Annotated in this window: 17 protein-coding genes; 4 read left to right on the top strand and 13 right to left on the bottom strand. The window is 75.8% G+C overall.

Translation table 11 applies throughout. The annotated features are described in order from the left end of the window. Nucleotides 1-220: 220 nt before the first annotated feature. Nucleotides 221-1,111 carry a hypothetical protein gene (locus tag Ae331Ps2_RS00995; RefSeq protein WP_075311327.1) on the top strand — a complete coding sequence of 297 codons (891 nt, stop codon included), beginning with the start codon at nt 221-223 and terminating at the stop codon, nt 1,109-1,111. Nucleotides 1,112-1,129: 18 nt separating this feature from the next. Here Ae331Ps2_RS00995 and Ae331Ps2_RS01000 read toward each other — a convergent pair whose 3' ends face one another. Together Ae331Ps2_RS01000 and Ae331Ps2_RS01005 are read right to left on the bottom strand one after the other, a co-directional pair. After that, entirely contained in the window at nt 1,130-1,681 is a 552-nt protein-coding gene (locus tag Ae331Ps2_RS01000; protein WP_075311325.1) for a TetR/AcrR family transcriptional regulator, read from the bottom strand. 137 nt (nt 1,682-1,818) lie between these two features. Next, nucleotides 1,819-2,187 (bottom strand): SPW repeat protein, encoded by a 369-nt coding sequence (locus Ae331Ps2_RS01005; protein ID WP_043281558.1) that lies wholly within the window; start codon nt 2,185-2,187, stop codon nt 1,819-1,821. 181 nt (nt 2,188-2,368) lie between these two features. On the opposite strand from Ae331Ps2_RS01005, the gene Ae331Ps2_RS01010 reads away from it, so the two are divergent. Further along, nucleotides 2,369-3,043: a hemerythrin domain-containing protein gene (locus tag Ae331Ps2_RS01010; RefSeq protein WP_083695104.1), complete on the top strand. Its 675-nt coding sequence runs from the start codon at nt 2,369-2,371 to the stop codon at nt 3,041-3,043. Here Ae331Ps2_RS01010 and Ae331Ps2_RS01015 read toward each other — a convergent pair. The 4 genes from Ae331Ps2_RS01015 to Ae331Ps2_RS01030 form a co-directional block, all read right to left on the bottom strand. Continuing rightward, nucleotides 3,004-6,351: a BTAD domain-containing putative transcriptional regulator gene (locus Ae331Ps2_RS01015; protein ID WP_212567669.1), complete on the bottom strand. Its 3,348-nt coding sequence runs from the start codon at nt 6,349-6,351 to the stop codon at nt 3,004-3,006. The genes Ae331Ps2_RS01010 and Ae331Ps2_RS01015 overlap by 40 nt on opposite strands. A gap of 53 nt (nt 6,352-6,404) precedes the next feature. Further along, complete coding sequence (locus tag Ae331Ps2_RS01020) at nt 6,405-7,847, bottom strand: VWA domain-containing protein (RefSeq protein ID WP_075329674.1); 1,443 nt, start codon at nt 7,845-7,847, stop codon at nt 6,405-6,407. Nucleotides 7,848-7,996: 149 nt separating this feature from the next. Continuing rightward, nucleotides 7,997-8,866, bottom strand: a complete 870-nt coding sequence (locus Ae331Ps2_RS01025) for a hypothetical protein (RefSeq protein ID WP_083695105.1) — start codon at nt 8,864-8,866, stop codon at nt 7,997-7,999. 164 nt (nt 8,867-9,030) lie between these two features. Then, nucleotides 9,031-9,924, bottom strand: a complete 894-nt coding sequence (locus Ae331Ps2_RS01030; RefSeq protein ID WP_075311319.1) for a MoxR family ATPase — start codon at nt 9,922-9,924, stop codon at nt 9,031-9,033. Nucleotides 9,925-10,023: 99 nt separating this feature from the next. On the opposite strand from Ae331Ps2_RS01030, the gene Ae331Ps2_RS01035 reads away from it, so the two are divergent. After that, nucleotides 10,024-12,135: an ATP-dependent DNA helicase RecQ gene (locus tag Ae331Ps2_RS01035; protein WP_075311317.1), complete on the top strand. Its 2,112-nt coding sequence runs from the start codon at nt 10,024-10,026 to the stop codon at nt 12,133-12,135. A 59-nt stretch (nt 12,136-12,194) separates the two neighbouring features. Further along, a complete protein-coding gene (locus Ae331Ps2_RS01040) occupies nt 12,195-12,629 on the top strand; it encodes a nitroreductase/quinone reductase family protein (protein ID WP_075311315.1) in 435 nt (144 codons plus the stop codon). A 101-nt stretch (nt 12,630-12,730) separates the two neighbouring features. Here Ae331Ps2_RS01040 and Ae331Ps2_RS01045 read toward each other — a convergent pair whose 3' ends face one another. The 7 genes from Ae331Ps2_RS01045 to Ae331Ps2_RS01075 form a co-directional block, all read right to left on the bottom strand. Further along, the gene (locus Ae331Ps2_RS01045; protein WP_075311313.1) at nt 12,731-13,984 is read right to left on the bottom strand and encodes a methyltransferase domain-containing protein; all 1,254 of its coding nucleotides are present in this window, start codon (nt 13,982-13,984) and stop codon (nt 12,731-12,733) included. A gap of 25 nt (nt 13,985-14,009) precedes the next feature. Then, nucleotides 14,010-15,122, bottom strand: a complete 1,113-nt coding sequence (proB, locus tag Ae331Ps2_RS01050; RefSeq protein WP_075311311.1) for a glutamate 5-kinase — start codon at nt 15,120-15,122, stop codon at nt 14,010-14,012. Nucleotides 15,123-15,129: 7 nt separating this feature from the next. Continuing rightward, nucleotides 15,130-16,629: a GTPase ObgE gene (gene obgE / locus Ae331Ps2_RS01055; protein WP_075311309.1), complete on the bottom strand. Its 1,500-nt coding sequence runs from the start codon at nt 16,627-16,629 to the stop codon at nt 15,130-15,132. 119 nt (nt 16,630-16,748) lie between these two features. Continuing rightward, the gene (rpmA, locus tag Ae331Ps2_RS01060) at nt 16,749-17,006 is read right to left on the bottom strand and encodes a 50S ribosomal protein L27 (protein ID WP_020624745.1); all 258 of its coding nucleotides are present in this window, start codon (nt 17,004-17,006) and stop codon (nt 16,749-16,751) included. Nucleotides 17,007-17,018: 12 nt separating this feature from the next. Continuing rightward, nucleotides 17,019-17,324 (bottom strand): 50S ribosomal protein L21, encoded by a 306-nt coding sequence (rplU, locus tag Ae331Ps2_RS01065; protein WP_020624746.1) that lies wholly within the window; start codon nt 17,322-17,324, stop codon nt 17,019-17,021. Nucleotides 17,325-17,504: 180 nt separating this feature from the next. After that, nucleotides 17,505-21,008 (bottom strand): translation initiation factor IF-2 N-terminal domain-containing protein, encoded by a 3,504-nt coding sequence (locus tag Ae331Ps2_RS01070; protein ID WP_371336305.1) that lies wholly within the window; start codon nt 21,006-21,008, stop codon nt 17,505-17,507. Between the two features lie 172 nt (nt 21,009-21,180). Continuing rightward, nucleotides 21,181-21,990: a TIGR03936 family radical SAM-associated protein gene (locus Ae331Ps2_RS01075; RefSeq protein ID WP_170917159.1), complete on the bottom strand. Its 810-nt coding sequence runs from the start codon at nt 21,988-21,990 to the stop codon at nt 21,181-21,183. Between the last annotated feature and the right edge of the window lie 20 nt (nt 21,991-22,010).

The following is a 22,010-nucleotide window of genomic DNA, read 5'->3' on the forward strand; positions in this document are numbered from 1 at the left end:
CTGACCCAGCACGATGCCGACTCCTGCGCCAAGTCCCGAACGTGCGACACGGGATACGGCTTGCGACACGGGTTCGGACCCCGTGCCGGAAGCCGGATCCCGTGTGGGGCGGGCTCGGGTCGGCGGTCGTTCTGGTCGCTCGGCGCGCCGGGGGCCGCATCCGTCGCGTGGGACGGGCGCCCCGGCCGGAGGGTCCGAACCCGCGGGTAACGTCGCGGCCATGCGTGCTCCGGACACCGGCGACCGGGCCGACCGCGACGCCGGCCCCCGCTCCCCCGCGCCCGGTCCCCCGGCCCCTCCGCCCGCATCCGGCGGACAGGGGCGGCCGTACGAGCCCGCGTCCCCGCCGCCCGTGCGGCCACCGGGGACACCCGGCCCGGTGGCGGCCCCACCCGCCCCGCCGGCACCCGAGGTCCGCACCGACGGCCCCGACGGCCGGGGCGGCGACGTCCGGGCCGACGACCGGGCCGACGGACTGCGTGACGGGCGGGCGGCCGCAGCCACCGCCGTCGTACCGGCCGGGCCGTGGCCGACCGTGCGGCCGCCGTCGCTGCGGGCCGTCATCCTCGGCCGGGTCGCGGCGGGGGTCGCGGCGGTGTGGTTCGGCGTCGTCTACTCGATCACCACCGACGTGCACGCCCGGGCCGACCACCTGCTGGCCGCGATCGTCGTCGGCGGGCTGCTCAGCCTGCTCGGTGTGGTGCTGCTGTGGCTGTCGGCGTCGCGGATCCCGGTGCGGGTCGCCCCGGCCCGCGGGCCGGACATGGGGCTGGTGCGCGACCGTGCCGCGGCACGCAAGGTGCTGCGGTCCGGGGGCACGCCCGACGGCGAGCAGCGCAGGCTGATCGCCGTCGACGTGCTCGCCGACGCCCGCCTCCCGCAGGTCACGGGCGCGGTGTTCGCGCTGCTCGGCCCGCTGGTGATGGCCGCGGTCAACGCCTCGGGGCCGCTCGGCTGGGCGGGGCCGCTGACCGCCGGGCTGATCGTGGTGGTGCTGGCCCTGCTGGGGTGGCGGACGTGGACGGCGCACGCGCTGCACCGGCTCGCCGACCGCAGGCACACCGTCCCGCGCTACGAGGAGTCCGGCGCCCCCTGGCGCCCCTGGCCCTGACCCGCCCGGGGAGCGCCGCTACAGGCCCGCGGCGACGAAGGACAGCTCGGCCTCCATGTCGGTGCGGTCGTCGTCGCCGTGCCGGTCGAGGGCGTAGCGGTGTCCGATCGCCGCGGCCAGCAGCCGCGCGGCGGCGCGGATCCGGTCCGGCGCCCCGCCGCCGGCAGCGAGGACCTCGTGCACCGCGTCCTCCAGCTCACCGGCGCGGCGCAGCAGCGCGTCGCGGACGACGGGATGGGTGTCGGCCTCGCGCCACAGCAGGTGGGACAGGACCGAGGACGCGTCGAGCGCCCGGTCCAGCGCGGCGACCAGTGCCCGCAGCCCGGCGAGTGCGTCCCCGGCGACGGCGACGTCCGCCCCGCACACCGGGTGCGGGAGCCGCTCGACGAGCGCCTCGAGCAGGTCGGGCTTGCGACGGAAGTAGTAGTGCACCAGGCCCTTCGGCACTCCGGCGCGCTCGGCGATCCGCGAGGTGGGCGTCGCGTCGAACCCGTGCCGGGCGAACAACTCCTCGGCCGCGTCGAGGATGCGGTCCCGGGCGGGTGCGTCCGGGTCGAGCTCGTGGTCCACAGTGCGATCCTCCCCCGGACGCGGCGGGGGCCGCGACCCCTGCGGGTCGCGGCCCCTCACCTGGTCGTCCGGCTGTCGGACGGTCGGTTCTGTCGGATCGATCGGTTGTGTCGGCCCTGTCGGCCCTGTCGGCGCGGTCAGTGCGCGGCGAGCGTGCGGTGCTCGGCGTTCGCCGCGGGCAGCGCCGAGGCCGCCACGACGACCGCGAGGACACCCGCCACCCAGGACGTCCACGACGCCCCGGCCAGCGCGCTGTAGCCCATCACCCAGGGGGCGAGGAACAGCAGCACGCCGAGTACACCGTGCACCCACTCGCTCGCCACCGAGCCGGGCACCGCGAGCGACCAGAGCGACGTGGCGGCGAGCACCACGCCCAGTACGACCATCGTCCACGCAGCGGCGGCGTTCGTCGTCGTCACGAGAGGCGAGAGGGCCGTCAGTACACCGATCACGAGAGCTGCCCAGTCCTGCCAGCGCTGCCAGGTACGACCAGTGGTCCCAGCCATCGTCAGTCACCTTCTCCTTGTGAGGTCCCTGTGGGGATACCTCCGGTCTACTCTTGATTGGCCGGCCGGTCAAGACCCGACGAACGGTGACGCAAGTGACGTGCAAGTCCCCGGGCAGCGGGTGGGCGCACGGTCTGCGGTGTCGAGAGACCGACCGTCCCGAACCCGTAGGAGACCCCCGGTGACCACCGCCCGCGACACCCGTACCGCCGACCTGGTCGGCATCACCCTCGCCCACCGCGTCATGCGCGCCGACCTGCACCGCCTCACCGACGCCGCCCGCGCGATCGCCGACGGCGCGTCCTGCCCGGACCGGCGCGCCCGCGCGCTGCAGACCTGGCTGGCACATCTGGAGCACGAGATTCACGGCCACCACACCGCCGAGGACGAGATCGCCTGGCCGGTGATCGCCCGGCACGCGGGACACGCCGTCGACCTGGCCGAGCTCAGCGACGACCACGGCCGCCTCGACCCGCTGCTGGCCGCCGTGCGCGAGGCGGCGGCGGGAGTCGTCGCCGCGGCGGAGGGACCCGGCCGGGCGGGGGCGGCGGGGCTGCTCGCGGACCGGCTGGCCGTGGGCCGCGACGAGATCGACGAGCACCTCGACGCCGAGGAGCGCGACCTGTTCCCGGTGATCGAACGCCACGTGCCCGCCGCCGACTGGGACGCGGTCGTCGCGCAGGTGCAGAAGTCCGGGCCGGGCCTGCGGTTCATGCTGCCGCGGATCGCCGCGGTGACCACCCCGCAGGAGTGGGCAGGGATGCGTCGCGAGGCCGGGCCGGTGGTCGTGCTGATGGAGCGGCTGCTGCGCGGCGGCTACCGCAGGCGCTGTGCGCTGGTGTTCGGCACGTCCTGAGCCGCGGCCCGTCCGAGCAGCCGCCGGGCGCGGTCGCGCCACACCGGGGCCCCGAGCTCCGTCGCGACCCGTTCGGCCTCGTGCAGGTGGCGGACCCGGGCGCCGCCCGCCGGGTCGAGCATCTCCTCCAGCGCGGCGAGCACCAGGTCGGTGGGGCCGGTCGCGATCGTGCCCGACGACAGCCCCGCCACCGATCCCGTCCACGGGCGGAGCCGGGCGCGGCACTGGTCGGCGACGGCGCGGTCGCCCAGCCCGACTGCCACCTCGGCGCGCACGCACGTCCACAGCAGCCAGTAGTAGCTGCGAGCGAGCTCACTGTCCGGGACCCAGACCTCCCGGGCCCGGACCGGGTCACCCGCGTGCAGGTGGGCGAGCGCGAGGAAGTCCCCGAAGGCCGGCGGCAGGCGCGGTGCGACCGCGTCCAGCTCGGGGGCGAGCTCGCCGAGGCGGCCCTGGGCGTGGCGGACGGCGAACCGTCCGAGCAGCCCCATGAGCGCGGCGTTGACCTGCCCGGAGCCGCCCAAGCGGTCGGCGAGCACGGCGTAGCCCCGTTCGGCGGCGTCCAGCTCACCCGCGACGAGCGACCGCAGTGCCGCGAAGATGTGCGCCCAGCCGAGAGTGAACTCCAGCTGCCCGCCGGGGGCACCGGCGACGGCGGCCTCCGCGTGCCGCGACGCCGCGTCGAGGTCGTGGCGACCGGCGGCGACCATCAGCTGCAGGTGGTGGGCCTGCGTGCGGTAGCCGGCGTGCCCGGCCCGGCCGCCGAGCTCGGCCAGCTCCTCGCCCACCGGGGCCAGCTCGTGCCACAGGTCCGGGGCGAGGACCGCGAAGAACCGGGCGTTGAGCGCCCGGCAGCGCAGCAGCGGGTCGACCCCGCGCGCGGTGAGCGCCATCGCCTCGGCCGAGGCCGAGCGGACCCGGTCGTCGTCGTGCCCCTCGATCTCGAACACCAGGGCGGCCAGCAGCCGTACCCGCCGGTCGACGGCGTCGGGCGGGGTCGCCGCGAGCTCGGTCTCGATGAGGTCGATCAGCTCGGCGTCGATGTTCTGCCCCGGCCGGATGGTCCAGCTGACCGGGGTGTCGTAACTGGTCAGGGCGGCGCCGAGCCACTGCGGTGCGGCCACCCGCGCCCGCTCGACGGCCGTCCGGCGTTCGGTCAGGGCGGTGTGGCCGTCGCCGCCGCGGGCGAGCTCGGCGACCAGCGCGCACCGCAGGGCCAGCTCGTCGTCGACGCCGGTCCCGACCCGCCCGGCGAGCTCGACGGCGTGGCCGTGGAACCGGGCGGCCTCGCGGTGCGAGCCGAACCCCGCGGCGGCCGCCGCGGCGGCACGGACCGCGGCCAGGGCACGGTCCGGAGCGACGGCGGACCCGGCGGCGAGCGCGTGGTGGGCGAGCGGCACCGGGTCGTCCGGCCGCCTGCGGCTGAGGATCGCGTGGGCCGCCGCGTGCAGCCGGGCACGACGCAGGTGCGGGATGTCGCCGTAGAGGGTGTCCCGGACCAGGTCGTGGGAGAACCGCAGGCGCCCCGGCTCGGGTTCGAGCAGCATCCCGCCGAGCACCGCGGGCTCCAGGGCGTCCAACGGGTCGTCGCCGTCGGCGGAGGCGGCGAGGTCGAGGGCGTCGTCGGTGTCCAGCTCCCGGCCCAGCACCGAGACCCTGGCCAGCGCGGTGCGGGTGCTCGCGGGCAGCCGGGCCACGCGTCGGCGCAGCACCTCGCGGACCCCGGCCGGGACGGCGTCGGCCGCGGCGGACGGGCCCTCGGCGGCGACGAGGCGCGCCAGCTCGCGGACGAACAGCGGGTTCCCGCCGGTCCGTTCGGTGATCCGGGCGACCAGCTCGGGAGTGGCGGCGGGCACCCCGTGCCGGTCCAGCATCCCGGCGACATCGTCCGTCGTCATCGGCGCAGGCTCGATGCGGTCCACGGTGGGCTCGGCGAGGGCGGCGAGCGCGGCCTGCAGCTCGGCGCCCGCCTCGGCCGGGCGCAGGCCCGCGGCGACGAGTACGGGCAGCTCCGCGGCGCCGGTGACGACCGCACGCAGCAGCGCGAGGGTCTCGGACTCGGCGCGGTGCAGGTCGTCCAGGACCAGCAGCAGCGGTCGCTCCCGCCCGGCGACGGCGAGCAGCTCCACCACCGCCCGGGCCAGCCAGAACGTGACCTCGGCGCCGCCGGGCCCGGCCGGGGAGCGCAGTGGCGCGAGCCGCTCGACCAGGTCGGCGGGCGGGTCGTGCGCCGTGACGAGGGCGTCGACGATCTCCCGCCACGCCCAGGCCGGCGGGGCGCCGTCGATCTCGGGGCAGCGGCCGGTGACGGCCGTCCAGCCGTCGGCGGTCGCGGCGGCGGCGAACGCGGCGAGCAGCGCGGACTTGCCGGCGCCCGCGTCGGCAGCGACGAGCACCAGCTGGGCACCGCCGCGGGCCCGCTCCGCGGCGGCCGCGAGCCTGCCGAGCTCGGGCCCGCGCCCGAGCAGCGACGGTGTCCTCGCCGGCGGCTCGGCCGGCGCCGGCCCGGGTGGCCGCGCCGTCGGGAGGACCGCGGGCGCGTCGGTGCCGCCGGCCGGGTCGCGGTGGGCGAGCACGTCCGCCTCGATCGCGCGCAGCCCGGGGCCGGGGTCGACGCCGAGCTCGTCGGCGAGCAGCCGCCGGGTGCGGGAGAGCACGGCCAGCGCGTCGGCCTGCCTGCCGGTGCGGTACAGCGCGACGGCCAGCAGCCCGACCGCGTCCTCGCGCAGCGGGTGCTCCCCCACCAGCGTCGTCAGGTCGGGGACGACGGCGTCGGCCCGGCCCAGCCGCAGCCGCGCGCGGGCCCGACGCTCCAGCGCGACCTGACGCAGCTCGTCGAGGCGTTCGGCCTCGGCACGCGCCCAGGAGGCGTCGGCGAACTCGGCGTAGGCGGGCCCCGCCCACAGCGCCAGGGCCTCGCCGAGCAGGGCGTCGGCCCGGTCCGGCGTGGCCGCGGCGGCACGGTCGAGGAGGTCGGTGAAGGCACGCGCGTCGAGCCCGTCGGGACCGAGTGCCAGCGCGTAGCCGGGTGGGCGGCTGACCAGCACCGTCGGGACCGCGCGCGGGGACCGGTCGGGTTCGAGCAGCCGCCGGAGCCGGGAGACGTGGACCTGCAGCCCGCCGTGCGCCTGCGCGGGCGGCGCGCCCTGCCACAGGTCCTCCACCAGCGTGTCGACGGCGACGACCTCACCACCGGCCGCGGCGAGCCGGGCCAGCAGCTCGCGGCGGCGACCCGAGCCGACCGCGACCGACGTGCCGTCGGCCGTCACACGGAGCGGGCCGAGGACCCGGACCGTGACCTCCTGCACGCGGGGAATCTAGGCCCACGGTGCCGCGCGTGTCAGCCCCCGTGGCCCGGCGGTCAGACCGGCAGCAGCGCCTGGACGACGTCGGTGAGCTGGGCGGCGGTACGGCACTCGTGCATCGGGAGCACCTCGCCGTAGCGGGTGGCGGCCGAGTCCCCGGAGCCCCAGCTGCGCTCGGGCTCGGGGTTGAGCCAGTGCGCGTGCCGGACCCGCCCGGCCATCATCGCCAGGGCCCGCAGGTTGGGGTCGCGGTAGTTGGTGCGGCCGTCGCCGAGCACCAGCAGCGACGCCTTCGGGGTGAGTGCGTCGCCGTGGTGCTCCAGGAAGTCGCCGAACGCGCTGCCGTAGTCCGAGTGCCCGTCGAACGCGGTGAGCGTGGCCTCGCGCAGCACCCGCTGCATCACCCCGGACAGCTCCGCACCGGGCTCGAACAGGTGCGTGACCTCGTCGGTGCGCTCGATGAACGCGAACACCCGCACCTTCGAGAACTGTTCGCGCAGCGCCTGGACCAGCAGCAACGTGAAGTGGCTGAACCCGGCGACGGACCCGGACACGTCGCACAGCAGCACCAGCTCGGGGCGGCCGGGGCGCCGGACCTTGTGCGCGGGGTCCATCGGCACGCCGCCGGTGGACATCGACCGGCGCAGCGTGCGGCGCAGGTCGAGCTGTCCGCGGTTCGACCGGCGACGCCGCGCCGACAGCCGCGACGCGAGGCGGCGGGCCAGCGGCTGCACGGTGCGGCGCAGGTCGGCGAGCTGGGCGGCGTTCGCGGTGAGGAAGTCGACCTGGTCGGCCTGGGTGGGGGTGGTGGTGCGGGCGATCTGCTCGCGGCCGCGCTGCTCGGCGGTGCGGCGGCGGACCTCCTCGCGGACGATGTCGCGGAAGCGGGCGATGCGGTCGCGGATCTCGCGGCGGCGGACCTCGGAGACGAAGTCGGTGTCCCCCTCCTCGCGCAGCCCGTCGAGGATCCGGGCGAGCAGGGTGTCCGGGGACAGCGCGTTCAGCGCCTGGTAGGCCGACCAGTTGGGCTTGGCCGTCTGCCCGCGGACGCCCTGGCCCGCGGCGCCGGAGTTCCCGATCGCGTCGACGGCGGCGCGGGCGAGCTCGCGCAGGGTCTCCTCGTCGCCGTCGCGCAGCAGGTCGGCGAGGATCTCGCGCAGCGCGTCGACGTCGACCGGGCCGGTGCCCTCGCCGGACTCGTCGTCGATCCGCGGGACGTCGACGTCGGAGGACCCGGCGCCCAGCGCGGGCGGGAACCACAGGTCGAACAGCGCGTCGAAGGTGTCGCGCTGCCCGGAGCGGCGCAGCAGCGCCGCGGCGAGCCCTTCCCGCAGCTGGTCGCGGTGCAGCAGGTCCAGGGCGCCGAGCACGCGGGCCGCGTCGACGGTCTCCCCCGGGCCGACCGCGACGTGGTGGCGGCGCAGTGCGGAGACGAAGTCGACGAGGTGCCCGGGCAGGCCGTGCTCCGGGGCGAGCGCGGCGGCGGGCGGGATCGTCACCCGTCCATCATGCGCGACGCGCGCGTGATCAGCGAGAGTGGTCGGCCAGCCCGCCACTGTCGGAACATGCGCCGACGCTCCGGTCGAGCCGCCGAGCCACGACCGGAGCGCCGGGGTGCACCGCGGTCCCACACCGCGGGAGCTTCCGCCTAGAAGGCGGGGTCGATCGGCACCGGCTGCGGGGTGAACGGGCGGTCGCCCTCGACCAGGCGCAGTGCGCCGCCGAGACCGCCGGGGCCGTTGGCGTAGTCGAGCATCTTCCGCAGGTCACTGATGCCGTTCGTGCCGGGTGCCGGGGCCAGGTTCAGGGTCGAGAGCACACCGAGGGCGCGGCCGTCGGCGGTCAGGTAGCCCGAGCCGGAGTCACCGGGCACGCCCGGCGGGACGGTGACCACGGTGTGCGTCCAGCCGCCACCCGCGGTGCCGGTGGAGGTGCCGGTCTTGGGCCGCAGTGCACGCACGCCCTGGCGCAGCGAGGAGTTGCCGTAGCCGTAGACGACCCCGCCGGTGGCGACGCCGTCGGCCACCCCGGTCGGGCCGCCGTAGAACGGCACCGCGGGGCTCGTGCGCGCGGCGTCCTCCGGGGCGAGCTCGACCAGCGCGAAGTCGTTGAACAGGCAGGTGTCCGGGTCGGTCTCGCCCCGCTCCTGCATGCTCAGCCACGAGGAGTAGGCGAGCCGGCCCGGTGCCGTGGCGCCCTCGACCTCGACCGGGGTGCCGAGCGGCAACGAGTCCGCCTCGCACCCGTCCACGTCGGTGGAGCTGCCGGTGCCCGCACAGTGTGCGGCCTGCCCGAGGTAGGTCGCGGACCCGTCGGTGAACACGAAGTTCGCGGTGCACTGGGCCCCCTCGGGCCCGGTGCGGGTCATGACACCCGGGTGCACGTCGATGTCCGGTGCCCCGTCCTGCGCCGACGCGGTGCCGGCGGTGGCGAGCCCGACCGCGAGCGCGGCACCGGCGGCCAGTCCGGCGCGCAGCAGACGGCGGGCGGTGAGGGACAGTTCCGGGAGGGCGGTCATCGGTGGGCCTCCGGTCGCTGGGGAGCGTGTAACCGGCACAACTCGCGCCACCCGTCCCGGTTACGCCCGGCAGGCCGATCGATCCGATCTTCACTCCATAGGGGCGAAGACCTTGACGGCCGATCAGCGGTACGGCATTGGCCCGTTCGGCACAGGTGCGCCGTTCAGTTCAGCCGGAGCTCGGCGGCGGCCTTGTCGGCGTCGGAGCGGTGCTTCAGGACGACACCGAGGGTGGCGCGGACGGCGTCGTCGTCGAGGGTGTCGAGGCCGAGCGCGAGCAGGGTCCGGCCCCAGTCGATCGTCTCGGCGACGCTCGGGGCCTTGCGCAGCTCCATCGCCCGCAGCACCCGCACGGTGCGCACCAGGGCGTCGGTGAGCTGCTCTGTGAGCTCCGGGACGCGGGTGAGCACGATCCGGCGCTCCAGGTCGGCGTCGGGGAAGTCCAGGTGCAGGAACAGGCAGCGGCGCTTGAGCGCCTCGGACAGCTCACGGGTGGAGTTCGAGGTCAGCAGCACGAACGGGCGCCGGTTCGCGGTGACGGTGCCCAGCTCGGGGATGGAGACCTGGAAGTCGGACAGGACCTCCAGCAGGAGGCCCTCGACCTCGACGTCGGCCTTGTCGATCTCGTCGATCAGCAGCACGGTCGGGTCGGTGCGCCGGATCGCGGTGAGCAGCGGACGCGGGAGCAGGAACTCCTCGGAGAACACGTCGTCGCGGGTGGCGTCCCAGTCCGCGCCGTCCTCGCCGCGCTGCCCGGCGGTGATCCGCAGCAGCTGCTTGGCGTGGTTCCACTCGTAGAGCGCCCGGGCCTCGTCGATGCCCTCGTAGCACTGCAGGCGCACGAGTCCGGACCCCGTCGCCGCGGCGACGGCCTTGGCCAGCTCGGTCTTCCCGACCCCGGCGGGGCCCTCGACCAACAGCGGCTTGCCGAGCCGGTCGGCGAGGAACACCGTCGTCGCGACGGCGGTCGAGGCCAGGTAGCCGGCGTCGGCGAGCCGGGCGGTCACGTCCGCCACGGAGCCGAAGACCGGGCGGTGGGCAGGACTGTCGGACGACACGCGATCATCCTGCACGCCCGGACCGCCACGCGTCGGACGGGTGGCCCGGCTCACACCCCGGCGGCCCGCGTCGGATCGTTGTCGGGGGTCGGGTCCACCATGGGTGCCGTGACCACCGCATCGAGCACCGACCTGCGCGAGCGCGCGGAGACCGTCCTGCAGCAGCTGGCCGGGCCGCAGGCCCGGCTGCGCGAGGACCAGTGGACCGCGATCGAGGCGCTGGTCGCCCAGCACCGCCGGGCCCTGGTCGTGCAGCGCACCGGCTGGGGCAAGTCCGCGGTCTACTTCGTGGCCACTGCGCTGCTGCGTGCCCACGGCGCCGGCCCGACGGTGATCGTGTCGCCGCTGCTGGCGCTCATGCGCAACCAGATCGACGCCGCGATCCGCTCCGGGATCGTGGCGGTCACGGTGAACTCGGCGAACGCCGACGAGTGGGACGCGGTCTACGCCGACATCGCGAACGGGGACGTCGACGTGCTGCTCGTGTCCCCCGAGCGGCTCAACAACCCCGACTTCCGCGACCGGGTGCTGCCGAAGCTGGCGGCGAGCGCCGGGATGCTGGTGGTCGACGAGGCGCACTGCGTGTCCGACTGGGGCCACGACTTCCGGCCGGACTACCGGCGGCTGCGCACGCTGATCGCCGAGCTGCCGTCGGGGATCCCGGTGCTGGCGACGACGGCGACGGCGAACGACCGGGTCGTCACCGACGTGTCCGAGCAGCTGGGGATGGGGCACGGCCAGCAGGACACGCTGGTGCTGCGGGGGTCGCTGGACCGCGAGTCGCTGCGCCTGGCCGTGGTCCGGCTGCCGACCCCGGCGCGACGGCTGGCGTGGCTCGCGGCGAAGCTCGACGAGATGCCCGGCGCCGGCATCATCTACACCCTCACCGTCCAGGCCGCGGACGACGTGGCCGAGTTCCTGCGCGAGCGCGGGGTCGCGGTGCGCTCCTACTCCGGGCGCACCGATCCCGAGGACCGCCTGGCCGCCGAGTCCGACCTGATGGAGAACCGGGTGAAGGCCCTGGTCGCGACCTCGGCCCTGGGCATGGGCTTCGACAAGCCCGACCTGGGGTTCGTCGTGCACCTCGGGGCGCCCGCCTCGCCGGTCGCCTACTACCAGCAGATCGGCCGCGCCGGTCGCGCGCTGGACCGGGCCGAGGTGGTGCTCCTGCCCGGCCGCGAGGACCGCGACATCTGGGCCTACTTCGCGTCGCTGGCGTTCCCGCCCGAGCCCCTGGTCCGCCAGACCCTCGCCGTGCTGTCGGACCGGCCCCAGTCCACCGCGTCGATCGAGACCCGCGTCGACCTGTCCCGCACCCGGCTGGAGATGCTGCTCAAGGTCCTCGACGCCGACGGTGCCGCGAAGCGCGTCAAGGGCGGCTGGATCGCCACCGGCCGGGAGTGGGTCTACGACACCGAGCGCCACGAGCGCGTGAACGCCGCCCGCCGTGCCGAGCAGCAGGCGATGCTCGACTACATCGCGACGACCGAGTGCCGGCTGGTGTTCCTGCGCCGTCAGCTCGACGACCCGGACCCGACGCCGTGCGGGCGCTGCGACACCTGCACCGGCACCGTCTGGTCCGACGAGGTGTCCGCCGACGGCGAGCAGGCCGCCACCGAGCGCCTGGCCCGGCCCGGGATCGAGATCGCGCCACGGAAGATGTGGCCGTCCGGGATGAAGGACATCGGGGTCCCGCTGTCGGGGAAGATCGCCGCGGGCGAGCAGGCCGCCACCGGCCGGGCGATCGGACGGCTGTCCGGCATCGGGTGGGGCACCCGGCTGCGCGAGCTCGTCACCGGCGGCGACGACCCGGTGCCGGCCGACGTGCTCGACGCGCTGGTCCGGGTGCTCGCCGGGTGGGGCTGGGAGCAGCGACCGGTGGGTGTGGTCGGGATCGGCTCGCGGACCCGTCCGCACCAGCTCGACCACCTCGCCCGGCGGATCGCCGAGATCGGCAGGCTGCCGCTGCTCGGCACCCTCTCCCCCGTCGGCGAACGTCCCGCGGCGGCCGAGAACTCGGCCCGGCGGCTGGCCGCGGTGTGGGAGGGGCTCGACGCCGCCACCGTGCCGGACCTGTCCGGGATCGACGGGCCGGTGCTGCTGGTCGACGACGTCGTCGACTCGGGCTGGACGATGACCGTCGCCGCGCGGGCGCTGCGGCGGGCCGGGGCGCCGGAGGTGCTGCCGCTCGTGCTGGCCGTCGCCGGGTGAGGTCTCCCGTGGAGGACGACGCCCACCGACCGAGCCCTACCCGTCGGTAGGCTCGGGGCATGAACCCGCCCGACTTCGCACTCAAGGCCATGAACGCCGGCCATCGGCTGCTGATCCGGCTGACCGGCGGGAAGATCGGCCACTCGGCGATGGGGATGCCCGTCGTCGAGCTGACCACCCGTGGCCGACGCTCCGGTGAGCCGCGCACGGTGCTGCTCACGGCCCCGCTCCACGGCGACGGGAAGTACGTCGTCGTCGCCTCCCGGGGCGGCGACGACCGCCACCCCGCCTGGTTCCTCAACCTGCGTGCCGACCCGGACGTCGAGGTCGCCGTCCAGGGCGGCCCACGGGTGCCGATGCGCGCCCGGATCGCCGACCCGGCCGAGCGGGCGACGCTGTGGCCGCAGGTCACGGAGCGGTACCGCAACTACGCCGGCTACCAGCGCAGCACCAGCCGGGAGATCCCGCTGGTCCACCTGGAGCCGCGCGGCTGACCGGCCGCGCATCATCAGGGCAGATGATTCCGGGGATCCGGATCACCTTCGTAGGGTCGGCACATGCCCGGTCGTGCCGGTCGGCCCACGCCGGGGCCCGCTCAGCCCCCGGCGTGGGCCGGACCCCAGCGCAGGGTCAGCCGGGTACCCGCACCGTCCACCAGCACCTCGCCCGGCCCGGCCCCGGGCGCTCCGGCGGCGCTGGTGGCGCTGTCGGCGCCGTCCCGGGGATCGGCGAGCGACGGGACGACCGCCTCGATGCGCAGGTCCGCCGCGTGCGGCCGGCCCGCGTCGACCCACCCCGCGATCAGCCCGGCCAGCCGCTCGGCGGCGAGGTCACCGTCCGGCCCGCAGGCCCGCACCGTCGCCTCCGGGGCCGCCAGCAGCACCGCACAGCCGTCGCCGGCGACCAGGCCCAGCGTCGCGCGGACGCCACCGAGGTCGAACAACGCCGGCGCGGCCCCGCCCTCGGCCGGGCCGAACAGCCGCACCACCCCCGGGTCGGCGACCGCGGCCCACAGCCCGAGCCCGTCCCACAGGTCCGCCACCGTGCCCGCCGCGGCGACGGGCCGGTCGGTGCCCTCGCCGGTGGTCGCGCGGGCCAGTGCCCGCGGGTCCGGGTCGTCGGCGTCGTCGGAGCCGCAGGCGGGCTGCACCCGCCACCGTCCGTCGGGCAGCGAGACCTCGGCCCCCTGGTCCGCGCCCTCCCCGCGCAGCCGGACGAACGCGCAGCTGCGCACCGAGCTCGACCGCAGCCGTCCCGGGGCGGTGTGGACGAACGCCACCGACAGCTGGCTGCCGCGGACCGTGAGCGGCAGCAGCAGCCGGCCGCCGGGCGCGAGCTGGGCGACCCACTCCGGCCGGACGCCGGTGGAGCCGACCGTCAGCTCGATGCGGTCGTAGGGCGCTCCGGGCGGGTAGCCGAGCGCCCCGTCCCCGGCGACGACGTCGACGTCGTCGAACCCGGCGGTGTCCAGGTTCGCCCGGGCCCCGGCGACCAGGTCGTCGTCGATGTCGAGGGTGGTCACGGCTCCGTCCGGGCCGACCAGCTCCGCCAGCAGCGCCGCGTTCCAGCCGGCCCCCGCACCGACCTCCAGCACCCGGTGCCCCGGCGCGGCCCCCAGCTGTTCCAGCATGATCGCGACCATCGACGGCTGGGAGACCGAGCTGACCGTCACGCCGTCGTCGACCTTGATCGGGACGGCGACGTCGGCGTAGGCCTCGCCGGGGTCGAGGGCGGGCAGGAACAGGTGGCGCGGCACCGTCTCCAGTGCCGCGCGGACCGCGGGGGTGCGCACCCGGCCGGCGCTGACCAGGGACGCGACCAGCGCGGAACGGGCGCGGTCGGCCGACATGCGGGCATTGTGCCCCTGCGGCCGCCTAGAGCAGAACGAGGTCGTCCGCGTGGACGAGTTCGCGCCGCTGTTCGGGGGGCAGCTCGCGGCTCCGGCGGCCGATCATGTGCGGCAGCTCGGTCGCGTCGTAGGACACCACGCCGCGGGCGATCGGGCGGCCGTACGGGGCACGGAGCTCGACCACGTCCCCCGCGACGAAGTCGCCGGAGACCCCGTGGACACCCGCCGCGAGCAGCGAGCGACGCCGCTTCCGGACGGCCTCGACCGCGCCGTCGTCGAGGTCGAGGGCCCCGCGGACGTCGGCGGCGTGCCGCAGCCAGAACCGGCGGGCGCTCATCCGGGTCCCGGCGGCGCGGAACACGGTGCCGACCTTCGGCCCGTCGTCGGTGCAGGCCAGGGCGTCGGCGATCCGGTCGGCGGCGGTCAGGAGCACCGGGATCCCGGCGGCCGACGCCATCGCGGCCGCCTCGACCTTGGTGGCCATGCCGCCGGTGCCCAGCCCGGACCCGGGACGAGTCACGCTGACCCCGGCGAGCTCGGCCGGGTCGTCGACCTCGGGGATCAGCGACGTGCCGGGGTCGCGCGGGTGGCCGTCGTAGAGGCCGTCGACGTCGGAGAGCAGCACGAGCGCGTCGGCGCCGACGATGTGCGCGACGAGTGCGGCGAGCCGGTCGTTGTCGCCCACCCGGATCTCGGCGGTGGCGACGGTGTCGTTCTCGTTGACCACCGGCAGCGACCCGAGCTGCAGCAGCCGCTCCAGCGTGCGCTGGGCGTTGCGGTAGTTCGAGCGGCGGATCATGTCGTCGGCGGTGAGCAGGACCTGCCCGATGCCCTGCCCGTGCCGGGCGAACGACGCCGAGTAGGCGTGGGCGAGCAGCAGCTGCCCGACCGACGCGGCGGCCTGCTGGGTCGCGAGGTCCCGCGGCCGCCTGCGCAGCTGCAGCGGCGCGAGCCCGGCCGCGATCGCCCCCGAGGAGACGAGCACCACCTGTGTGCCGGCGGCGCGGCGCCCCATCAGGGCGTCGACCAGCGCGTCGAGCCGGGCCGGGTCGAGCCCGCCGGTCAGGCTCGTCAGCGACGACGACCCGACCTTCACCACGATCCGCTTCGCGGCACCCAGCGTGGCGCGCGTGCTCACGCCGGTCTCACTCCTCGATCTCGTGGTCCGACGAGTAGCGGGCGCCCGCGGCGAGCTCGGCGTCGGACAGGTGCGCCCGGCGCGCCACCCGGGCGCGCTTGCGCTCGGCGGCGCCGACCCGCTCGTTGCCCTCCAGCCGGATGTCGGTGCCGCGCCCGGTGAGCAGGGCGGCGACGCCGGCCGGGGTGGACGGCTCCCAGTCGAAGGTGACCTGGCCGATGGTGACCGGGCAGCCGGGAACGGCTCCGGCCTTGGCCAGCGCCTCCTCCACGCCGAGCCGGGCGAGCCGGTCGGCGAGGTAGCCGACGGCCTCGTCGTTCTCGAACGCGGTCTGGCGGATCCACCGCTCGGGGCGTTCCCCGCGCACGATGAACCCGCCGTCGAGCTCCGGGTCGGGTGTGATGGTGAAGCCGGTGTCGTCGACGGCGCGCGGGCGCAGCACGATCCGGCTCGGCTCGGCCTCCGGGCGCGCGGCGCGGGCCGCGGCGACCCGCTCGGCCATCGCGAAGCTCAGCTCCCGCAGGCCGGCGCGGGACGCGGTGGAGATCGCGTACACCGGCCAGCCGAAGCGCTCGGTCAGGTCGTCGCGGACCATGTCGACCAGGTCGGCGGCGTCCGGGACGTCGATCTTGTTGAGCGCGACCAGACGCGGCCGCTGGTCGATCCGCTCCCCCAGCGCGCTGGTGCCGAGCGCCTCGGCGTAGTGCGCCAGCTCGGTCTCCAGCGCCTCGATGTCGGACACCGGGTCGCGCTCGGTCTCGAAGGTCGCGCAGTCCACGACGTGCACCAGCACCGAGCAGCGCTCGATGTGGCGCAGGAACTCCAGGCCGAGGCCACGGCCCTCGGCGGCGCCGGGGATGAGGCCAGGGACGTCGGCGACGGTGAAGGTGTCGTCGCCGGCACTGACCACGCCGAGCTGCGGCACGAGGGTGGTGAACGGGTAGTCGGCGATCTTCGGACGGGCCGCGGACAGCGCCGCGACCAGCGAGGACTTGCCCGCGCTGGGGAACCCGACGAGGCCGACGTCGGCGAGGCTGCGCAGCTCCAGGGTCAGTTCGACCTCGTCGCCGGGCTCGCCGAGCAGCGCGAACCCGGGGGCCTTGCGGGCGGCGGAGGCCAGCGCGGCGTTGCCGAGCCCGCCCCGTCCGCCCTCGGCGGCGACGAACCGGGTGCCGACGCCGACCAGGTCGGCGACGACCTCGCCATCGGCGTCGAGCACGACGGTGCCGTCGGGCACCCGCAGCTCCAGGTCCGGGGCGTTGGCGCCTTGTTTGAACGCCCCCTGCCCCTGGGTGCCGTTCTTCGCCTCCGCGCGGGGGCGGTGGTGGTAGTCGAGCAGCGTGTGCACGCCCGCGTCGACGACGAGCACGACCGAGCCGCCCCGGCCGCCGTTGCCGCCGTCGGGGCCGCCGAGCGGCTTGAACTTCTCGCGGTGTACCGAGGCGCAGCCGTTGCCCCCGGCACCCGCGGTCGCGTGCAGCACGACGCGGTCCACGAACCGGGACATGACGGTGCTCCTGTCGGTGTCGTACCGCGGCGGGGCCGCGGTGGGTGGTGACACGACGAACGGCGGGCCCCCCGTTACCGGGGTGACCCGCCGTCGGCGTCGCTGTGCTGGCGGGTCGCTCAGACCTCGGCCGGCACGATGTTCACGGTCTTGCGGCCGCGCTTGGAACCGAACTCGACGGTCCCGGCGGCGAGGGCGAACAGCGTGTCGTCCTTGCCGCGCCCGACGTTGACACCCGGGTGGGTGGCGGTGCCGCGCTGACGGATGAGGATCTCGCCGGCCTTGACCGACTGGCCGCCGAAACGCTTCACACCCAGGTACTGGGCGTTGGAGTCGCGACCGTTACGGGAGCTGGACGCACCCTTCTTGTGTGCCATGACGCGGGCTCCTTACTTGCCGATCGCGGTGACCTGGACCTTCGTCAGGGGCTGACGGTGCCCCTGACGCTTGTGGTACCCGGTCTTGTTCTTGAACTTGTGGATCCGGATCTTCGGACCCTTGGTGTGCTCGACGACGGTGGCCGTCACCGCGGAGGTGAGGCCGCTGGCGTCGGTGGTCACCTGGTCGCCGTCGACGAGCAGCACGGCGGGCAGAATGATCTCGGCGCCGGGCTCACCGTCGAGCTTCTCGACGGTGACCACGTCGTCGACGGCCACCTTGTACTGCTTGCCGCCGGTCTTGACGATCGCGTACATCGCTGACGCACGACTCCTGAACATCGGGGGCGCATCTGGTGCGCTCGGGCTGTGACAGCTCGCGCCGGGGCCGGCGCGCACACCACGGCCCCCGTGCCGAACACTGTCGTGTGCAGAGGCGTGGCTTCTGTCGGTCAAGGTTACGCGACCCCGTCGGAGTGCTCTCCGGCGGGGTCACTGTCACCCTCCGTCCTGGGGCGGACCCGCCGGGCGGGAGGCCGCCCGGCGCGAACGGCGGGTACGGGTGACGACCGCGGCGGGCTCCGGCTGCGCGGCGACGGCCGGGACGGCCGCCGGTCCCGCGTCGGCCGGTGTCGCCGTGGCGGCCGGCGGAGTGGACTCCTCCGGCGTGGAGGCGGTCGTGATGACCACCGGCTCACCACCGCGGACCGGGCCGGCGGAACGGCTGGCCCGGCGGCGGCGCGGTGCGGGTGCCTCGGGCTCCGGGGCGGACCCCGTCGCCGTCGGCTCCGGGGCCGCGTCCCGGGCCGGGGCCGCGGCCTGCGGGGCACCGGTGGGCTCGGCGACCACGGGGGCCGCGGAACCGGTCAGCTCCCCGCGCGGCTCGGCGACGACGGTCTCGTCGTCGGCCGGTGCGGGTGCGGGGGCGGCGTCGACGGTGGTGGTGTCGGCCGTGGCCGGCACGGAGACCCCGGTGGCTCCGGCGGCCGCGCCGTCGTCGCCCTTCGGGGTGCTGCCCGCGGCGACGGCCGCGACCGCCGCGGCGGCGTCGACGCGCTCGGTGTCGCCGGAGTCGTCCCGGGCACGGTCCCGGTCCCCGACGCGCCCGTCCGGACGGTCGGAGCCGTTGCGGTGGCCGGAGCCGTTGCGGTCGGCCTCCTGGCGCGCGGTGTCGTGGCGCGCGGTGTCCTGGCGACCCGGGTCCTGGCGGCCGGAGCCACCGTCACCCGGTTCGCCCTGGCCGGAGTCCCCGTTGCCGTTGCCGCCCCGACGCCGCTTGCGGCGGCCGCCGCCCTCGGAGTCGGCGTGGCCACCGTTCCCGGAGCCGCTGCCGTGCCCGTTGCCCGAGCCGTTCCCGTTCCCGTTCCCGTTCCCGGAACCGTGCCCGTTCCCGGAACCGTTGCCGTGCTGGGCGCCGTTGCCGGAGCGGCCGTGCTGGTGGTCCGGCCCGGTGTCGGTCGAGACGATGACGCCCCGCCCGCGGCAGTGCTCGCAGGTGGTGGAGAAGTGCTCCAGCAGCCCGCCGCCGACCCGCTTGCGGGTCATCTGGACCAGGCCGAGCGAGGTCACCTCGGCGACCTGGTGACGGGTGCGGTCCCGGGCGAGGCACTCGGTGAGGCGGCGCAGGACCAGGTCCCGGTTCGCCTCGAGCACCATGTCGATGAAGTCGACGACGATGATCCCGCCGATGTCGCGCAGCCGCAGCTGGCGGACGACCTCCTCGGCCGCCTCCAGGTTGTTGCGGGTGACGGTCTCCTCGAGGTTGCCGCCGGAGCCGGTGAACTTGCCGGTGTTGACGTCGACGACGGTCATCGCCTCGGTCCGGTCGATCACCAGCGTGCCGCCCGAGGGCAGCCAGACCTTGCGGTCCAGCGCCTTGAGCAGCTGCTCGTCGATCCGGTACTCGGTGAAGACGTCGGACGGGCCGGTGTGGCGGTGCATCCGGTCGGCGAGCTCGGGCGCGACGTGCTCGACGTAGCCGGACACGGTGTCCCAGGCGTCGGCGCCGGACACGATCAGCTTCGAGAAGTCCTCGTTGAACTGGTCGCGCACGACCTTGACCAGCATGTCCGGCTCCTCGTAGAGGAGCGTCGGCGCCTTGGGCGCGCCGGGGCCGGTCTTGTTCGCCTTCTCCTTGACGACCTCCCACTGCGCCTGCAGCCGGCGGACGTCGCGTTCCAGTGCCTCGTGCGAGACGCCCTCGGAGGCGGTCCGGATGATCACGCCGGCGTCGGCCGGGACGATCTCCTTCAGCATCTCCTTGAGGCGCTTACGCTCGGTGTCGGGCAGCTTGCGGGAGATCCCCGCTGCGCCACCGGAGGGGACGTAGACCAGGAAGCGACCGGCGAGGGAGATCTGCGTGGTCAACCGGGCACCCTTGTGACCGACCGGGTCCTTGGTGACCTGCACCAGGACCTGGTCGCCCGAGGAGAGCGCCTGCTCGATCTTGCGCGCCTTGCCGTTGAGTCCGGCGGCGTCCCAGTCGACCTCACCGGCGTAGAGCACGGCGTTGCGGCCGCGCCCGATGTCGACGAACGCCGCCTCCATCGACGGCAGCACGTTCTGCACGCGGCCGAGGTAGACGTTGCCGACCATCGAGCTGCCGGAGTTGCCACCGGTGATGAAGTGCTCGACCAGGATGCCGTCCTCGAGCACGCCGATCTCGGTGCGGTCGGCGCGCTGGCGGATCACCATCTGGCGGTCGACCGACTCGCGCCGGGCCAGGAACTCCGACTCGGACAGGATCGGCGGGCGGCGACGGCCCGCGTCGCGGCCGTCCCGGCGGCGCTGGCGCTTGGCCTCGAGCCGGGTGGAGCCGCGCACGCCCTGGACCTGGTCGTCGGAGGACGATCCGGAGTCCTGGCGGGACTCGCTGCGGGCCTCGCGGACCCGGGTGACGGTGTTGGGCGGGTCGTCCTCGGAACGGTCCTCGACCTCGGACCCCCCGCGCCGACGACGGCGCCGCCGCCGGCGCGAGCCGACCGAGGACTGGTCCTCGGAGTCGTCGGAGTCGTCCGAGGAGTCGGAGTCCTCGGAGCCGGCCCCGGTGGACCCGGAGTCCGCCCCGGAGTCCTCGGAGCCGGGGTCCTCGGAGTCGTCGGAGTCGTCGCCGCCGTCCTCGCCGAAGTCCTCGCCGCCCTTGCCGCGGCCACGGCCACGGCGGCCCCGGCGGCGACGACGGCGGTTGCCGTTCTCGTCGTCACCGTCGTCGTCGGAATCGGGCCGGTCCTCGGCCCGGTCGTCGGCGGAGTCCCCGGCCGGGACGTCCACACGGTCCGGGTCGCCGGCGTCGCCGGTGCTGTCGGCACTGGCAGCACTGCCGGCACCGTCAGCACTGTCGGTGCCGGCAGTGCCGTCGGTCACGGCGGCGTCGGTCGCGGCGGCGTCGGTCGCGGCGGCGTCGCGGTCCTTGCGGCGACGGCCCTTCCGTCCCTTGCGGGGGGCGCCGTCGCCGGGGCCGTCCTCGGCCTGCTCGGCCGCGGTGTCGCGGCCCACGGGCTCCGGGGTCGCGGCGGGAGCGGCACCCGGGGCGGCCGGGGCCTGGAACATCGGGACCGCGAAGACCGGGGCGAGCGCCGGTGCGGCCGCGCCACGGGCCCGGGCGGAGCCGGTCGTGAACGGGTCGGCGGGGGCCGCGGCGGCATCCGGGCCGGCGGCGGTGCCGGTGCCGGTGTCGGTGTTGCTGTCGGTGCCGGCACCGAGGTCGAGTGCGGCGAGCACCTCGGTGACCACCGGGTCGGGCGCGTCGGTGACGGCCGGCTCGGGGGCCCGGTCGGCCGACGCCGCGGCGGGCTCGGTGCCCGGACGCAGGGCGGCGACGACCTGCTCGGCCGTCGCCCGGGTGATGCTGGACTGGACGCTGCGGACCTCCTGGCCGAGCCCGGACAGGGCGGCGAGGACGTCTCGGCTCGCGGTCCCCAGCAGCTTGGCCAGGGCGTGGACCCGCATCTTCTCCGGCAGCTCGGAGAGCCCGCCGGTGTCACCGGCGGGCGTGTCGTTCACGGACATTCAGCTCCTTCGCCCCCGGGCGCCTCGCGTCGGAGGCGGCCACGCAGGGACCTTGCGCGTACGTTCCGCAGCACGCGCGGGTTGCGCGGTGCGGCACATCTGGTGTCGCTCCCCGATCTCCGGGGATGGTGCTCAACGCCGGACCGGAGGCGGTGCGCCGTCCGGGTCAGGAAGCGTCCGGGCGGGCCCGGGTCACCGGGACCGCACCGAGCGGATCCACCAGGTCGCCCGCGTCGTCGAGCAGGCCCTGCGCCAACCGGGTGGCCGTCACCGGTACCGGCGGCGCCAGGTCTGCGACGACGGTGAGCGCGCCCAGTACGTCATCGGGTCGAACGGTCGGTGTCGTCAGCCGTACGACCGCCGTCAGTATCGCACAGTCGGTGACCGGGGACGGCGAACCCGCCGACCCGGACGGGTCACGATCGCCCTCCGGGTCGTTCACCTGCGGTTCGACGAGCAGAGTGACGACGGCCGCACGCACGTCGATCTCCTTGCGGCCGGACGGGGTCAGCCGGGTCACCACGACCGACTCCTGCGCGGTGAACGCCTCGACCGCGGCCCGCACCTCCTCGACGGCGATGCCGCGGACCTCCAGCCGCCAGCGGGCGGCGTCGATCCGGTCGGCCAGCGCCGGCGGGACCGCGGTCGCGGCCGCGACGACGTCGAGCCCGTCGGGCAGCGCCTGGTCCATCGCCGCGCGGACCAGCTCCGGGTCGACCTCGCGGGTCAGGCCCATCTCGACGTACTCGGCCTCGCTGGCCGCACCGGTCGGGGCGGCCCCGACCCAGGACAGCCGCGGATGCGGGCTGAAGCCGTGCGAGTGCGCGACCGGGACGCCGGCCCGGCGGACGGCGCGCTCGAAGCTGCGGGCGACGTCGCGGTGCGACAGGAACCGCAGCCGGCCGCGCTTGGCGAAGCGCAGGCGGACCCGCTGCACCGTCGGGGGTGCCGGGTTCGCCGCCGCTCCTGCCTTCACGCGTGCCACGGCTCGGAGTC

This window comes from Pseudonocardia sp. Ae331_Ps2, assembly GCF_001932405.1.
In the GTDB taxonomy this organism is placed as follows: domain Bacteria; phylum Actinomycetota; class Actinomycetes; order Mycobacteriales; family Pseudonocardiaceae; genus Pseudonocardia.

Excerpts from the sequence above, each read along its gene's own strand:
- Ae331Ps2_RS00995 (WP_075311327.1), top strand. The coding sequence starts at position 221 with ATGCGTGCTCCGGACACCGGCGACCGGGCCGACCGCGACGCCGGCCCC.
- rpmA (WP_020624745.1), bottom strand. The coding sequence starts at position 17,006 with ATGGCACACAAGAAGGGTGCGTCCAGCTCCCGTAACGGTCGCGACTCC.
- Ae331Ps2_RS01035 (WP_075311317.1), top strand. The coding sequence starts at position 10,024 with ATGGGTGCCGTGACCACCGCATCGAGCACCGACCTGCGCGAGCGCGCG.
- Ae331Ps2_RS01040 (WP_075311315.1), top strand. The coding sequence starts at position 12,195 with ATGAACCCGCCCGACTTCGCACTCAAGGCCATGAACGCCGGCCATCGG.
- Ae331Ps2_RS01025 (WP_083695105.1), bottom strand. The coding sequence starts at position 8,866 with ATGACCGCCCTCCCGGAACTGTCCCTCACCGCCCGCCGTCTGCTGCGC.
- Ae331Ps2_RS01005 (WP_043281558.1), bottom strand. The coding sequence starts at position 2,187 with ATGGCTGGGACCACTGGTCGTACCTGGCAGCGCTGGCAGGACTGGGCA.
- rplU (WP_020624746.1), bottom strand. The coding sequence starts at position 17,324 with ATGTACGCGATCGTCAAGACCGGCGGCAAGCAGTACAAGGTGGCCGTC.
- obgE (WP_075311309.1), bottom strand. The coding sequence starts at position 16,629 with ATGTCCCGGTTCGTGGACCGCGTCGTGCTGCACGCGACCGCGGGTGCC.
- Ae331Ps2_RS01045 (WP_075311313.1), bottom strand. The coding sequence starts at position 13,984 with ATGTCGGCCGACCGCGCCCGTTCCGCGCTGGTCGCGTCCCTGGTCAGC.